A 16310-nucleotide genomic window follows, 5' to 3' on the forward strand; every position below is an offset into this window, starting at 1 on the left:
CAATACAAGCGAAACATTACAGCAATCTTTCAGCTCTTTAAGAAAAACATTTTCCTAGATTCTGTTCTTTAGTTTTTTGCATCCCCTCCATTTTACATTATAGCATAGAGCACAAAAAAGGAAAGATAGCATCCTACCTTCCCTTTCTTGTGCTAAAATTTAAAACCGAACTCCAATGAAGTTCTAGCTTATTACAATCTATTTTGTCGCCTCTGTCACAGGAATAACCGAAACATACGAACGGTTACTCGCTTTCCTACGAAAAGAAACCGTTCCATTTGATAGCGCAAAAAGAGTATGGTCTTTTCCCATACCAACATTGTCACCAGGATGCCAACGCGTACCCCGTTGGCGAACAATAATATTCCCAGGAATGACGGCTTCACCACCAAATTTTTTAACGCCAAGTCGTTTCGATTCTGAATCGCGACCATTCCGCGAGGAACCACCAGCTTTTTTATGTGCCATGGACGTTCTCCTTTAATCTTCTTTATTCTCTGATGCTACAGCCGCTTTCTTTTGCGGTGTGGTCTTCTTTTCAGCAGGCTTCTTTGCTGCCTTCTTTACAGAAGCTGGCGCTTTTGTTTCCTTCGTTGTCTCTTTTAATGCCGTGGCTTCCTCTTTACTTGGTTTTGCAACTGCTTTTTTAGGTTTTGAACCACCCATTAAAATTTCTAAAATACGAAGTGTTGTCAGTTCTTGACGATGTCCACGCGTACGTTTCGAATTTTGACGACGACGCTTCTTAAATGCGATAACCTTACGCCCACGTACTTGCTCTACAATCTCAGCAGTAACCAAAGCACCAGCAACAACAGGTGCACCAACAACCGTATTCCCCTCTTGCTCAACCATCAATATGTCATTGAATTCAATAACATCACCCGCATTGCCAATAATTTTTTCAACTTTTACCACTTGGTTAGCAACAACGCGGTATTGCTTACCACCGGTTTTAATGACTGCGAACATTTTTTATCCTTCCGTTCATTCCAGCTCTTATTTGATTTCTGCCTTGTTAATAAGGAAAAATAGGCTGCTTTTTATCAGTCGTAATAGATCTTCCAAGAAGGATAAATATCCTTCTCTAAAAAAAATACACACAGACTTATTCTGCGCTTGTATCTCGCGTATATGACGGAATTTCTATTCTTTGTCAATAAAGCCCTATAAAAAAGCAAAAAAGGGTTGTACTAAAAGCAATTGAAGGTTATTTACCCGCCATACACTCAAATAGTGTGAAATTCATCACACTTTTATAAGGAGAGATGGCTGAGTGGTTGAAAGCACCGCACTCGAAATGCGGCATAGGGGCAACTCTATCGGGGGTTCAAATCCCTCTCTCTCCGCCAAAGTATTCATCGCTCAATGATATTTGTGAAAACAGTGAATTATCACGTATTTTTTCCTCATCCTCTCTTTTCTCATTTAAGTATAAAACCTTATGTCAAACTACAACAGTTCATTCTACACGCTTGGCTCTCATATGTGCTAATAACCCTAATGTCGAACTATCGCGGTTATCCGCTTTTTTTTCTCCACGAAGTATCGGTAACAATTCATTGGCTAATTCTTTGCCAAGCTCAACGCCCCATTGATCAAATGAATTAATATTCATCAAAACACCTTCAACAAAAACACGATGTTCATAAAGGGCAATAAGGCGACCAAGTGAAAAGGGAGTCAATAAATCCTGAACTAACATTATACTGGGACGGTTTCCCTCAAAACTTTTATGAAGTGCTAGATTATCTGCTTCATACTCATCCATTCCATTTTTTACAAGAATGCGCCAAGCATCTTCGACACGACGTCCCTTCATTAAGGCCTTTGATTGCGCTAAGCAATTTGCTACCAACATATCATGCATATGACGTAAATTATGTTCATGCCCTTTTGCAAATAAAATAAATTCCACGGGAATAACATCTGTTCCCTGGTGCAAAAGCTGGAAAAAAGCATGTTGCCCATTCGTCCCAGCATCTCCCCAAACAACTGGACCGCTTGAAAAAGTCATCGGTTTTCCATCCAAAGAAACCTGCTTACCATTTGACTCCATATCAAGTTGTTGCAGATAAGCTGGAAAACGTACCAAACGCTGTTCATAAGGAATAACAGCACGTGATAAATAACCACAAATGACGCGATGCCAAAATCCTAAAAGCGCAAATCGAATAGGAATATTTTTATGTAAAGGTGCCGCTTTAAAATGTTGGTCCATCTGCTGCGCACCTTTAAGAAACTGGCGAAAATTCTGCCCCCCGATTGCCAACATAACAACAAGACCAATAGAAGACCAAATCGAATAACGCCCTCCAACCCAATTCCAAAATCCAAAAACTCTTGAAAAATTGATGCCAAATTCTGCTACTTTATCAAGCGCACTTGAAACAGCAACAAAATGCCTGCAAACAGCTTCTTCCCCTAAATGCGAACAAATCCATTGACGTGCAACTTGCGCATTCATCATCGTTTCTGTGGTCGTAAAAGTTTTAGAGGCAATGACAAACAGCGTTGTTGCAGGATTCAAAACAGAGAGAGTATCAAAAATATGTGCACTGTCAGCATTAGAAACAAAATGACAATGCGGACCATCATGATACGGTTTTAAAGCATGTGTGACCATTGCAGGTCCAAGATCAGACCCCCCAATACCAATATTCACAATATCGGTTATCCTCTCACCATTATTGCCCTTATAGCTACCATCACGCACTCTTTCAGAAAATCTTTCCATATCATGAAGAACAGCTTGAATATCTCCAATAACATCATGACCATCCACCATAAAAACTTCGTCAGCAGGCAAACGTAATGCAATATGAAGAACTGAGCGTTTTTCAGTTGTATTAATAGCCTGACCTAAAAACATTGCCTCACGCCTACCCAACACATCTGCGGCAAGAGCCAAATCATCCAGAAGTTGTAACGTTTTAAATGTTACACCACATTTTGAAAAATCAAAAAGAAGATCATCAAGCTTTAAAGAAAAATGAGAAAAACGCTTTTCATCCTCTTCGAAATGCCGGCGAATATCGTGGACTCTCTCTTTTGTGGCATGCTTTTTTAAAGCTTTTAAAGCTTCCTCAAAAGCTTTTTCATTTCGAAGCAACAAGCTATCTTCCATAGACTTATCTCGCACAGTTATTGACAATGAAATTTACGCACAAAAATAATAAAATAGAGAGCTTCCTTTTTTATTGTTCGGTATTTTTACTGCTCATATACAAAATAAAGGAACACAAAAGTGGAAAGGTAGGACCTGAAAACGGCATTTTTAAAACGAAAGTAAGAAACTTCTAAATCTTTCTTACCAAATACATCATTCAACTTGGCTGAGTTCTTTTGTTAAACGTAAAGCTTCTTCTGCTTTTGGCTTTACAAAACATCCGAGAAAAAGATAAACAACCGGTGTGACATAAAGCGTAAAAACAGTTGCTAAACCCAAACCACCAACAATAACCCAACCTAAAGATACACGTGCTTCTGCACCAGCACCTTTGGCTAAAACCAAAGGAATCCCCCCTAAAATAGCACAAATCATCGTCATACAAACTGGACGAAGACGTATATTTGCCGCTTCTTCTACAGCTTCACGTACGCTTTTACCTCGATCACGCAATTGATCTGCAAACTCAACAATCAGAATCCCATTTTTGGCCATAACCCCAACTAACAAAATTAAACCAATTTGACTATAAATATTCAGACTAACACCACTTAAAAGCATAGCAATTACAGCACAACCAATCCCTAATGGTACAGTCGCCATGATAATAAATCCTGAAACAAAACTCTCAAATTGAGCAGCTAAGACCAATAAAATAATCACAAAGGCTATTCCAAAGACAATCATAAAATTGGAAGATGTTTCATCAAGTGTAGCAGCTTCCCCCAATGGAACAATATAATTTCCCTCTACCAACAAAGGAGCTGCGATTTTCTGTACAGTCCGATAAGCATCCCCTAAAACGATACCTGGGGCAAGATTTGTGCTTAAAATAACAGCACTCATGCGTTTCTCTCGTTTTAATTGAGGTGCTATGGCTTTTTCCTGCAAGCGCGCAACAACCGATAAAGGAACATATTTATTGCCTTTGGTTTTCAAAAAAATATTTTCCAAATCACGAGGATTGTTAAGTGGATTCTTACGCGAAGTGAGTTTTACATCATAAGAATGATCATCAACATAAACGGAACCAATTTTTTTCCCATCCAGCATTGCTTGTAGTGTATTCCCCAAATTGGTGATATCAATCCCTAATTCAGAGGCTTTTTCTCGATTAATTTCAATAAAAAACTGTGCTTGCGTTGCATCAACAGTAAGCCTTGGGTGGATAAAATGTCGATCAGCTTGCAAAGCACTCACAAGTTTATCAGCAATTGGCTGTAATTTTGTATAATCATTGCCAAGAATTGCAAATTGTAATCCTTGCCCCGTTCCTCTAACGCCTAGAGAATTTCCCTGTGCAGCAAACACAAAAACTGCGGGCAACTGTCTCACCTTAGCATTAACATCTTCTACGATCTCTTGTTGAGAGCGCAAACGTTTATTCCAAGAAGAAAGCAACAAAATTAAAAAAGCAGTATTTGATGAACCACCAATGCCAGCGATAGAATAACTGTTAGCAATTTCTCCAGCATCACGTAACGGTTTTAAACGCGTTTCAATCTTCTCTACCTGTTCATTGAGATATTGTGTTGAAATACCTTGTGGTCCATTAATGACTAAAAAGATCAAAGCCCTATCTTCTGCCGGCGTTAATTCCTGTTGTAATTTCGTATAGCCTCCAACACAAAGACCCGCAAAAATAAACGAAGCAAAAATAACAGTCCAAGGTCTGCTCAAACATTTATGCAGAGTATAAGCATATCCTTTGTTAAAAAAAGAACCCAATTTATATAAAAAGGTAAGATAATGCGTCTTATCCCTCTCGCTTTCAAGATGTCCTTTGAGAAGACGTGAAGCCAACATCGGGCAAAGTGTTAAAGCAACAATCGAAGAAAGCAGAATAGAAATTGCCAACACAAAACCAAATTCTCTAAAAAGTCCTCCTACTTGACCAGGAAGAAAAGAAATAGGTACAAATACAGCAACTAAAGTCAACGTTGTTGCTAAAACAGCAAAAAAGACTTCCCGTGTCCCTCGTACCGCTGCTGCTCGAGGACCAAAACCCATATTGCGCCATCGAACAATATTCTCCAGAACAACAATTGCATCATCAACCACAAGCCCTGTTGCCAAAACAAGTCCTAAAAATGTGAGAATATTTAAGGAAAATCCTATAAGATAAATGGCAGAAATTGTACCAATCAAAGCAACAGGAATAGATAAGGCAGGAATAAGCGTTACACGAATATCTCTTAAAAAAAGAAAAATAACCAAGATAACGCTGAGAATAGCAATGACCAATGCAACCTCAACCTCATGAAGTGCGCTCTTAATAAAAAGTGCATCATCACTAATCACATCCATATGCACAGAAGACGGAACAATACTTTTGAGGTGACTAAGAACTTCTCGAACTCCTTGAGAAATATTAAGGGTGTTGGATTGTGCTTTACGCACAATTCCTAACCCAATTCCTGTCTTTCCATTAACACGAAGAATAACTGTTTCCACATCGGGTGATAAAGTCACATGCGCAACATCACCAAGATGCACATGCGGTTTTAAAACAACTTGTTCAAAAGCCTCTGGTGTTGTTAAACGCGCAGTAGCACGTACAATTAAAGTTTGCTTAGAATTGCGTAATGACCCTACTGGTACATCCGTTGTCATATCCGCAAGAACACGTGAAATATCCGCTACAGTTAAGCCATAGCTGGCAAGCTTTGCTTGATCGACATCAATCTGAAAAATCTTCGTGCGTGCGCTATCAACCTGCACATCACCAACACCATCAACGGCAGAAAGCGCATCAACAATTTGATCATTTACGACTGCTGTTAAATCATCAATACTCATTGTTGGTGAAGTTACAACCAAATACATCATCGCAGCAGCATTCGAATCTGCCTTAATAATCAAAGGTGTGTCAGCATTTTTGGGTAAAGAATAAGCAATGCGAGAGAGCGCATCACGAATATCAGATGCTGCAACATTCAAATCAACACCAACATTAAAGCTAATCTCTACACGGGAACGGCCAAAAGAAGAGCTTGAAGAAATTGTTTTAACACCTGAAACACGAGAAACAGCATCTTCTATAATTCTTGTAACTTCACGATCAATGGTTTCTGCTGATGCTCCAGCAAAAGCTGTCATAATCGTCGTTACGGGAGTATCAACATCGGGAAGTTCACGTACATCCACATTCAACCATGCAGCAACCCCTGCAATGACAATCAGAGCATTCAAAACAAAGGTGAAAACCGGTCTGCGAATAAACAATGCAATCAAACCGCCTTGCTCAGCCTGTGCTATGGGCTGTTTCGCGCTAAATTCCTGTCTCATTGTACACTCTGCCCATGAAGCATTGATAATTTCTGTTGATCGGACTTTGGATTATCAAGAGTAACCCTGCTTCCTGGATGGAGAGTCTGTACTCCCTGAATAACAACTTGATCACCATTTTTGAGGAGAGCTTTCACAAATACTTGATCTGCTTTATGCTGCATAATCGATACTGGAATAGGCTCTACTTTCCCCTCTCTCACACGCCAAACGAATGATCCCTTACTGTTCCATTGAACGGCAAGTGGATGAACGACAGGAAAAGCACCACCATAAAATTGCAACGCAATAGAAAAAGACATACCGGACATAAGCGTATCTTTTTCATTCTTGATTTCAACCTGAACATGAAGTGTGCGACTTTCTGGATCAACAACATTATCAATCGCATAAATATGACCAACAAAAGCTTTATCCGGCTGTGCCGTTAATGTTGCTGTTACCTCATCTCCTTTATGAATATACGATGTGTATCGTTCAGGAACCCATATATCAACTAAAATACGTTCTCTATCCTCAATACGGCCTATTATAGTATTAGGAGTAACAGCATTGCCCACATCAATGGGGAAAATACCAACAACACCGCTAATAGGTGCACGAATTGTTCGCCGATCAAGTGCTAAATCAGCATCACGTAAAACCAAATTTGCGTTATCCAACTCTAAGCGTGCAGTAATTTCCTGAACCTCTGTTGCTGTATTGCTGGCACGTAATTTAAGAATACGCGATAGCGTTAATGCACTGTTATCACGTTGTACTTTTGCTTTTGCAACCGCTATTTCTTCCTTTTTAGAATCAAGCTTTGCAAGCGCATCACCCTCTTGCACTTTTGCACCAGCTGACACAAAAAACTTATCAATAACACCTGATGACCAAGGGGTTAACTCCACTGTAGCAAATGCTCGTCCACTTCCAAGCGCATTCAACTGTTCATAAAAATCTTGAACTTTGACAACATCAACAACAACATGCGTCAGAGGGCTTCCCATGGGTGCCTTTAACATTTTACCCGATGCATTTGTCGTCTTACCTGTTATAGGAATAAGTCGTTCTGAACTTTTTTTTCCCTCCCAATAAGCAACCATCAGAACAACAATGAAAAACACTAGTGGAAAGATCTTTTTTAACAACCCCATACATCTATCCTTGCTTCGCCATTTAATACGCAAATTTGTCCGAAACAATCTTCAACAGTAACATCCGAATTTCACATAAAAAACGAATTGCAGGCAGTGTATTTGATCCTCTACTGAAAAAAACATATCTCATCGAGACTTGATTATCTTGCACGGACTAAAGCGTCAAGTTAACTATCGTTCATATTACATTTACTGCTTAAACAAGTGAAAACATACCATATAAAAATCCAACTTAAACCGAAAATGTTGTTGTCTTTTTTAAATGTATTAAAGAACAAAAGGACAAAATTTCTATTTTTACCAAGTTTCACTTGCAATTCCTCAATGAAACGATTAGGAAACGCTTGTTTCAATGATGTAAAGTTGAAAATAGGGCACCCGTAGCTCAGCTGGATAGAGCACCAGACTACGAATCTGGGGGTCAGGAGTTCGAATCTCTTCGGGTGCGCCATCATATAAGATTTTCGTTTCTCTTTAGCGCATTATTAGGGTTAGTAAACCATTTCCCTTTATGGTACCCTTTTATCATGCACTTATAGCCTAATCGGATAAGCACACACCCACTCTTTTGAGCACGAATCAGGATTTTTTGCTAAGATGTCTTTAGACACACGCATCATCTAACATATTTTTCTATTCAAAAATGGAAATTCCTGAATATCTCTATTATCTTTTGAAATCCAAAATAAAATATTTTGTTCTTTGCTAAAGAATATTCGCCATTTTAACAAAATTCCCCTTTATAAAATTTTATGGTGATAGCATTCTTTTTTAGTAAGCTATAAAAATTCTGGAAAATATAAACTGATGCGAAAATCAGAAAGCGTAACACAGTGCTGTTATGTAAAAATTTGAAAGATTGATATCAAGGAGCTGTTTCTGAATTCCTCATTTCTTCTAAAAACTTATCAAAATTAAAAATATAGCGATTTTTTAAATTTCTTTCTGTTTCTCTTTAGCTTTCCCTCTTGCACAATATAATCGCTATCTTATCAACCTTTATTATGTTTATCTTAATCTCTCTATGCTACAGTTTCCCTTGTCCGATTAATACTCGCCCTCAATGTCAACAAAAGCAAAATTTAAAGAATTTTCCCATGCCTAAAACAGATATTGAAATTGCCCGCATTGCTCAAAAGCAGCCCATCACTAAAATTGCACAAAAAATTGGTATTACACATGAAAATCTCATTCCTTATGGACATGATAAAGCTAAAATTTCTTCTGCATACATAAAATCACTCAATAACAATCCGGATGGTAAACTTATCCTCGTCACTGCTATCAATCCAACTCCTGCTGGAGAAGGAAAAACGACAACAACGGTTGGACTCAACGATGCCCTCAATCTCATTGGAAAAAAAACAATCGCCGCTCTGAGAGAACCGTCTCTAGGCCCCTGTTTTGGTATAAAAGGTGGTGCTGCTGGAGGTGGTTATGCTCAAGTTGTACCGATGGATGATCTGAATTTACATTTTACTGGTGATTTCCATGCCATTACAGCTGCCCATAATCTTCTTTCCGCAATGATAGATAATCATATCTATTGGGGAAACAGTCTGAACATTGATCCCCGCCGCATTGTTTGGAAACGAGTCCTTGATATGAATGACCGTACATTGCGCAATATTGTTATTTCATTGGGTGGAATAACCAATGGCTTCCCACGTCAAACAGGTTTTGATATTACTGTTGCATCCGAAATTATGGCTGTTTTTTGTCTTGCTGAAAATTTGGAAGATCTTTCACAAAGACTCAAAAGAATTATTGTTGCCTATCGTTATGACAAAACACCTGTGACAGTTGCTGATCTCAATGCGGAAGGTGCAATGACAGTTCTTCTCAAAGATGCCATGCAGCCTAATCTCGTACAAACCCTTGAAAATAATCCTGTTCTTGTTCACGGAGGACCTTTCGCCAACATTGCTCATGGCTGTAATTCAGTTATAGCAACAAAAACCGCTTTAAAACTCGCGGATTATGTTGTCACCGAAGCAGGATTTGGAGCCGATCTCGGAGCAGAAAAATTCTTCAACATTAAATGTCGACAAGCAGGTATTGTTCCCGATGCTACAGTGATTGTCGCAACAATTCGCGCATTAAAGATGAATGGTGGTGTGGAAAAAAATCATCTGTCAGAAGAGAATATCCCTGCTTTACAAAAGGGAGCCGCTAATCTTTTACGGCATATCAAAAATATGCAACACTACGGAATTCCTTGTATTGTCGCTCTTAATCATTTTGATAGCGATAGCGATGCTGAAATAAATACATTACAAAAAATCGTTGCAGCAACTGGACATAAAGCTGTGGTCTGCACACATTGGAAACAGGGCGGAAAAGGTGCTCTAGAACTTGCACAGGAACTTGTTACTTTGATTGAAGAAAAAAATACTCATTTTAAAGTCCTGTATCAAGATGACCTTCCACTCGTTCAGAAAATTAATTGTATCATAACAAACTTATATGGTGGGCGTGGAGCCATAATCCCCGCCCCTATTCTCAAACAACTTGAAGGTTGGGAAAAAGAAGGTTTTGGCACATACCCTATTTGTATGGCAAAAACACCCTATTCTTTTTCTTCTGATCCTACCCAATATGGTGCCCCTGTTGATTTTGAAATTCCTGTACGAGAAGTTCGCCTCTTGGCGGGTGCAGGTTTTATTGTCGTTATTTGCGGAGATATCATGACCATGCCCGGCTTACCACATTATCCGGCTGCTGAAAAAATTCATCTTGACAGAAATGAACAGATACAGGGACTTTCGTAAATATAGAGCCCATAAACTCAATCATTCATGATAAAAAGCACCTTATAACGAAAGAATAGAATTTTAAAAAGCAATATAGACAAATACCTTATTTATGTGATATGTACTCCGTAGTGTATGCCCTTTCAAATATAGTTTAAAGAGGGCTAGGTTTTTGCCTATTATTGATGAAACTTGAAACAAAGCAGGATAGATCGTGCAAGTACTCGTTCGTGATAACAATGTTGATCAAGCGCTACGTGCGCTAAAGAAAAAGATGCAGCGTGAAGGCATTTTTCGGGAAATGAAGATGCGTGGATATTATGAGAAGCCATCTGAAAAGCGTGCCCGTGAAAAGGCTGAAGCTGTTCGTCGTACACGTAAGCTTGCCCGTAAACGTGCGCAAAGAGAAGGTCTTGTTACGAACGGCCGAGCTGCTACAGTAAAATAGTGCGCTTTTGTTGATCTGTTTTTAAAATCGCAATAACAATGATATCCAAGAATATTTGATATATCTTGTGATTTTTTTTCACTTGTGGTTTGTTGTATCTCTCTGTCTGCCATATCCGTTCTTCAAATGTGATGGTTAGTTCTAAAAGGCTCTAAATGAGCGTTTTCTTTTAATCTTTTTGTGGACTTTACGTAGCACTTACTTATTCGAGATAATGAAATAACAAACTATCACTTGGATTATTAAAACTATCTGTTGTTACACGGGATGTGCATGTATGGGGAGTGTTGTTTCAATGTAATCCTTATCTGCATATAAATCTCACGATGATCTTCTCATCTGGATTGTACATTGGGAATCTTGTACATCTTTTAAATCAAATTAAACAGCAGAATATAAATTACTACCACAGTGTGTCATTGCGTGCGTAAAGAATGAATACAGGTAATTTTCTCCACCCTCACTGCATTCAATAAGGAGATAAAGCTCTGTAACTTTTAAGCTTTTTATTTCCTTTTCATCCTCAAGGACGAATATTCTGAACCACTCTCAATCTATAATCAGATTTGTGTCTCTCAAGATACGTTCTACTTTTTCACTGCTTATATGATTCACTTCATCGGATTCTACGGGCAAGCTCTGCTCTCAATCTTCTGTTCAATTTTGTTGGTACAAAAAACTGAAATCAAGCATAAATAACTCTTATATTTTAATACATAAACGTATCCTCTATGTCCTACAAAACAATACTTTCCAGCACTCCTAAGACCTGAAATTAATATATGCTCACCTCGTTCTCTCGATTTGTCTGGCATACTACAGCATGAACAATTAAGTAGATTATAGTATAATACCCTATAACCAAGCCGCAAAATTTGTCGACACAGAAAAACACTATCTTTACAATGATCTATAGAATCTCAAGCCAACTTATCACAGCTTTTTCTCCCCTCAATGTTGTTTATCTTTCTTTAAAACAACTTATTAATTGTATATTTCATTTGATGCTAGAATCGCTTTTCAAATCACACACCTATCCTTTTATTATCCTGTTATTGAACGTTTTTTTTGATCATAATTCGCATAGAGTGGTATCCTTTTTGAAAAATAAATCACATCGATAGATACACTATTTTTATAATCCTATCTGTATTTTTATAATCCTATCTGTTCTAGAAAACTGACACAGATTTTACGATATTCAATCGTCTCAATACTCAACTCTTTATCTTAAACCTATAAACTGTATGATAATCGAACATTAATTTACAGGTACACTTTAATGGGAAAAATAAGCATTAGAAAATTCAAACTTTTGTTCTACTTATTTCACTATTCTTATAAACAATTTCCTCATTGTTTAGATCTCTTTAACTAGCAGTATGCCATAGCTTTAATCTAATTCTCAATCCTATCTTCTAGATCTTAGATTGCTAATATATAGAAATAACGAGATAAAAGGTTTAAGTGTGCAAAATTCTAGTTGGTTTCAGTTTTCAGTACGCGCATCACGTATCCTCATAGCAGGAGTTTTTGTATTTAGTTCCCCTTGTTTTTTGCACGCACAAACACCCAATCAAAATTTAGGGCAAAATTTAGGACCAAGTGGTTTACCCCTTCCGCGCTTTGCTTCGATTAAACCCACCCGTGTAAATGTGCGCATCGGACCAGGAAGTAATTATTCTATTCTTTTTACCTATAAAAAACAGGGATTGCCTATTGAAATCATTCAAGAATATGATCAATGGCGCAAAATCCGTGATGCCGAAGGTGATGAGGGATGGGTCTATCAATCTCTTTTATCAGGAAAACGAACTGCTATAACTATCCCATGGCAAAAAGATAAAATAAAAAGAATCATGCTGCGCAAAGCCCCAGCAGACAACGCAGAACTCGTTGCAAAAGTAGAACCTAATGTCATTGGTAATATTCGCCGATGCGATGGACACTGGTGCGAACTAAGTATTAACAATAATATCCGAGGATGGCTTCGTCAGTCCCAATTATGGGGAATCTATCCTGATGAAAAAATTAAAAATTGGTGAATTTTAAATCAAAACACGTTTAAATTTTACCGCTTGTTGAGCTTTCTCTTGCTTTATAATCAAATCAGCCTTTTGGCTTTAATCGAATGATCAAATCAACATGCGAAATTTCCATACCTTCTGGCGGTTGAGGTAAATTTCCAATGATAGGTGTTTCCTCCAAGTCATAAGGAATATCAAGAATACGATTTTCGCCTTCTATATAAAAATGGTAATGGTCAGATGTATTTGTATCAAACCAAGTTTTCGAACCTTCCACGGCAATAATCCGTAATAATCCTGCTTCCGTGAATTGATGAAGCGTATTATAAACCGTTGCTAAAGATACAGGCACACCTAATGCAATTGCCTCTTCATAGAGCTCTTCAGCAGCAATATGACGATTCCCTTGAGAAAAAATCATATGAGCAAGTTCTAATCTTTGGCGTGTTGGCCGCAAACCATTTTGACGCAAACGTTTTTCTAACATAGGGACGGAATAATAATGTAAAATCCTTCCACAGTTTTTTGTGGACTGTTGCTCTTCTTTTAAACCTAAATTGTCTGCGCTCATTAACATATCAAAACCACAATGCATTTTTGCTCAAAGAAGGTTAAAATAGAAACAATATGTACAATCTATATCCCATTTTCAAATAACCCACCATGCAAGATACATAAAAAAGAGCTTTTGTCATTAAAAATGATATAAAATCATTTCCCTCTCCTTAAAATTTGCTCTAAAAGTAGGTTTAGGAAAAGCGCAGAAGTAAAAATATATGCAAATAATGGAGTAACAATGGCTGAACAAAAGTCTCACTACACTTATGAAGAGCTTCTAAGCTGCGCTCGCGGCGAAATGTTTGGTAAGGGTAACGCGCAATTACCTGCCCCTCCTATGTTGATGATTCATCGAATCACTCAAATTAGTGAAACTGGCGGTGAATACAATAAAGGCATGGTCCGTGCCGAATTTGACATCACTTCAGACCTATGGTTCTTTAACTGTCACTTTATAGGTGATCCGGTCATGCCAGGATGTCTTGGTTTAGATGGTCTGTGGCAATTAACAGGTTTTTTTCTTGGTTGGTTAGGTGAACAAGGAAAAGGAAGAGCTATCTCAACCAGTGAAGTGAGATTATCAGGTATGGTCACTCCGGAAACCAAACTTCTTGAATATGGAATAGATTTTAAACGTGTCCGACGTGGGAATTTGGTTTTAGGAATAGCAGATGGATGGTTAAAAGCAGATGGAGACCCCATCTATAAAGCGATTGATTTACGTGTTGCTTTATTTAAAGAAGACTGAAATTATTGGCATTAAAAGAGGCATAGACAAGGAGGTATGAATGCGTCGAGTTGTTGTAACTGGGATGGGAATTGTCTCCGCGATTGGAAATAACCCTAAAGATGTTTTAACCAGTTTGTATGAAGCAAAATCTGGGATTTCCTATGCCCCCCAATATGCCGAATTAGGCTTTCGTAGCAGAGTTTATGGAAAACCTGATATTGATATAGAGGCATTGGTCGATCGACGCGCTTTGCGTTTTCATGGACGCGGAACTGCTTGGAATCATATCGCCATGGATCAAGCAATTGTTGATGCGGGTTTAGAGCTTTATGAAGTATCAAATGAACGCACAGGTATCATTATGGGCTCGGGAGGCCCTTCAACGCAATCAATCGTTGAAGCCGCTGACATTACACGCCAAAAAGGTCCAAAGCGCGTTGGTCCTTTTGTTGTACCTAAAGCAATGAGTTCTACAGCATCCGCAACGCTTGCGACTTTTTTTAAAATTAAAGGTGTGAACTATTCGATCTCTTCGGCTTGTGCTACTTCTAATCATTGTATTGGCAATGCTTATGAATTGATCCAGTACGGCAGGCAGGATCGTGTCTTTGCTGGTGGTTGCGAAGATTTGGACTGGACATTATCTGTTTTATTCGACGCTATGGGCGCTATGTCTAGCAAATATAATGACGTACCAGAAAAAGCTTCACGCGCTTATGATATCAATCGTGATGGATTTGTTATTGCTGGTGGAGCGGGTGTTTTAGTTCTTGAAGAGCTGGAGCTTGCCAAGGCACGTGGTGCAAAAATCTACGGAGAAATTATCGGATATGGCGCTACATCTGATGGGCATGACATGGTTGCTCCATCTGGTGAAGGGGCAGAACGGTGCATGCGCATGGCACTTGCAACGGTCAATAATAAAATTGATTATATCAACCCCCATGCAACAGCAACACCTGTTGGTGACCCTCCTGAAATAGAAGCAATCCGCCGTGTCTTTGGAGAAGGTGATCAATGTCCACCAATTTCCGCCACAAAATCTCTGACTGGTCATTCTTTAGGAGCCGCGGGTGTTCAAGAAGCGATCTATGCACTGTTAATGATGAATCACAATTTTATTTGCGAGAGCGCCCATATTGAAGAGCTTGATCCAGCTTTTATCAATATGCCAATTGTTCGTGAACGTCGTGATCATCAACAACTTAATACTGTATTATCAAATACATTTGGCTTTGGTGGTACCAATGCAACGCTCGTTTTCCAACGCTATGTGTAAATTAAGAGTTCTTAGCGGATTGAAAAAAAGCATAGTTTTATGGAGAATAGTATGAAAGGTTTGATGGAGGGCAAACGTGGCCTTATTATGGGGGTTGCAAATGATCACTCAATTGCTTGGGGCATTGCCTGTCAACTCGCAAAAGCAGGAGCTGAATTAGCATTTACCTATCAAGGAGATGCCTTCGGAAAACGGGTGCAACCACTTGCAGAAAAACTTGGTTGCAAATTGTTGCTTGAATGCGATGTTGAAAAAATTGAAAATCTTGATCATGTCTTTGAACATCTTGAAAAAGAATGGAAAACAATTGATTTTATTGTTCATGCCATTGGCTTTTCAGATAAAAATCAACTCAAAGGACGTTATGTTGATGTTACAACACGCGAAAATTTTAAGCGTACGATGGTTATTTCAGCTTACTCCTTTACTGAAATTGCTCAGCGTGCTGGTAAGCTTATGCCCAATGGAGGTGCTCTTTTAACGCTCACTTATGGAGCTTCACAGCAAGTGGTCCCTAATTACAATATCATGGGTGTTGCTAAAGCTGCTTTAGAAGCTATGGTACGCTATTTAGCAGCAGATTTTGGCCCGCAAAATATTCGTGTTAATGCCATTTCAGCAGGACCTGTTAGAACATTAGCAGGTAATGGTATTTCGTCTGCACGCGCAATCTTTTCATATCAACGCCGTAATGCTCCCCTACGTCGCACCGTAAACATTCATGAAATCGGAAAATCTGCTCTTTACCTCCTTTCTGACTTATCATCAGGCGTTACTGGTGAAATTCATTACGTTGATTCAGGCTATAACATTATGTCTATGCCAACACTTGAAGAGCTAAAACAAAGTGAAGAAACGCAAGGAGAATGACTATTCAGCACTGTTAAAAGTGCAAAAACTTATCATATATATAACG

At 38.6% G+C, this 16310-nt stretch carries 12 protein-coding genes and 2 tRNA genes; 8 read left to right on the forward strand and 6 right to left on the reverse strand.

All coding sequences use genetic code 11. The annotated features are described in order from the left end of the window. Positions 1-198: 198 nt before the first annotated feature. Positions 199-468: a 50S ribosomal protein L27 gene (rpmA, locus tag NPX99_RS00045; RefSeq protein ID WP_269029732.1), complete on the reverse strand. Its 270-nt coding sequence runs from the start codon at positions 466-468 to the stop codon at positions 199-201. Positions 469-480: 12 nt separating this feature from the next. Next, positions 481-972, reverse strand: a complete 492-nt coding sequence (gene rplU, locus NPX99_RS00050) for a 50S ribosomal protein L21 (RefSeq protein ID WP_269029733.1) — start codon at positions 970-972, stop codon at positions 481-483. 290 nt (positions 973-1262) lie between these two features. Between rplU and NPX99_RS00055 the strand changes: the two genes are divergently transcribed. After that, positions 1263-1352, forward strand: a tRNA-Ser gene (locus NPX99_RS00055). A gap of 110 nt (positions 1353-1462) precedes the next feature. Here NPX99_RS00055 and pgi read toward each other — a convergent pair. The 3 genes from pgi to NPX99_RS00070 form a co-directional block, all read right to left on the reverse strand. Continuing rightward, a complete protein-coding gene (pgi, locus tag NPX99_RS00060; protein WP_269029734.1) occupies positions 1463-3127 on the reverse strand; it encodes a glucose-6-phosphate isomerase in 1665 nt (554 codons plus the stop codon). Positions 3128-3322: 195 nt separating this feature from the next. Then, positions 3323-6457, reverse strand: a complete 3135-nt coding sequence (locus NPX99_RS00065) for an efflux RND transporter permease subunit (protein WP_269029735.1) — start codon at positions 6455-6457, stop codon at positions 3323-3325. Next, positions 6454-7596, reverse strand: a complete 1143-nt coding sequence (locus NPX99_RS00070) for an efflux RND transporter periplasmic adaptor subunit (protein ID WP_269029736.1) — start codon at positions 7594-7596, stop codon at positions 6454-6456. The genes NPX99_RS00065 and NPX99_RS00070 overlap by 4 nt, the downstream gene beginning before the upstream one ends. Positions 7597-7973: 377 nt before the next feature. On the opposite strand from NPX99_RS00070, the gene NPX99_RS00075 reads away from it, so the two are divergent. From NPX99_RS00075 to NPX99_RS00090, 4 genes are all read left to right on the forward strand, one after another. Next, positions 7974-8050 (forward strand) — tRNA-Arg (locus tag NPX99_RS00075). Positions 8051-8696: 646 nt separating this feature from the next. Then, positions 8697-10370 carry a formate--tetrahydrofolate ligase gene (locus NPX99_RS00080; RefSeq protein WP_269029737.1) on the forward strand — a complete coding sequence of 558 codons (1674 nt, stop codon included), beginning with the start codon at positions 8697-8699 and terminating at the stop codon, positions 10368-10370. Between the two features lie 196 nt (positions 10371-10566). Next, positions 10567-10800, forward strand: coding sequence for a 30S ribosomal protein S21 (gene rpsU, locus NPX99_RS00085; RefSeq protein ID WP_269029738.1), 234 nt, complete (start codon positions 10567-10569; stop codon positions 10798-10800). 1469 nt (positions 10801-12269) lie between these two features. Beyond that, on the forward strand, positions 12270-12845 hold the full coding sequence (locus tag NPX99_RS00090; RefSeq protein WP_269029739.1) for an SH3 domain-containing protein: 576 nt from the start codon (positions 12270-12272) through the stop codon (positions 12843-12845). Positions 12846-12909: 64 nt separating this feature from the next. Here NPX99_RS00090 and irrA read toward each other — a convergent pair whose 3' ends face one another. Next, a complete protein-coding gene (gene irrA / locus NPX99_RS00095; protein WP_329957915.1) occupies positions 12910-13404 on the reverse strand; it encodes an iron response transcriptional regulator IrrA in 495 nt (164 codons plus the stop codon). Positions 13405-13623: 219 nt separating this feature from the next. On the opposite strand from irrA, the gene fabA reads away from it, so the two are divergent. From fabA to fabI, 3 genes are read left to right on the forward strand one after another with little or no spacing between them, the layout of a single operon-like run. Continuing rightward, positions 13624-14133, forward strand: a complete 510-nt coding sequence (gene fabA / locus NPX99_RS00100; protein WP_269029740.1) for a 3-hydroxyacyl-[acyl-carrier-protein] dehydratase FabA — start codon at positions 13624-13626, stop codon at positions 14131-14133. 40 nt (positions 14134-14173) lie between these two features. Continuing rightward, positions 14174-15394, forward strand: coding sequence for a beta-ketoacyl-ACP synthase I (gene fabB / locus NPX99_RS00105; protein ID WP_269029741.1), 1221 nt, complete (start codon positions 14174-14176; stop codon positions 15392-15394). A 51-nt stretch (positions 15395-15445) separates the two neighbouring features. Beyond that, the gene (gene fabI / locus NPX99_RS00110) at positions 15446-16264 is read left to right on the forward strand and encodes an enoyl-ACP reductase FabI (protein WP_269029742.1); all 819 of its coding nucleotides are present in this window, start codon (positions 15446-15448) and stop codon (positions 16262-16264) included. The last annotated feature ends 46 nt before the right edge of the window (positions 16265-16310 follow it).

It is taken from the genome of Bartonella sp. 220B (assembly GCF_026930205.1).
Lineage (GTDB): Bacteria > Pseudomonadota > Alphaproteobacteria > Rhizobiales > Rhizobiaceae > Bartonella.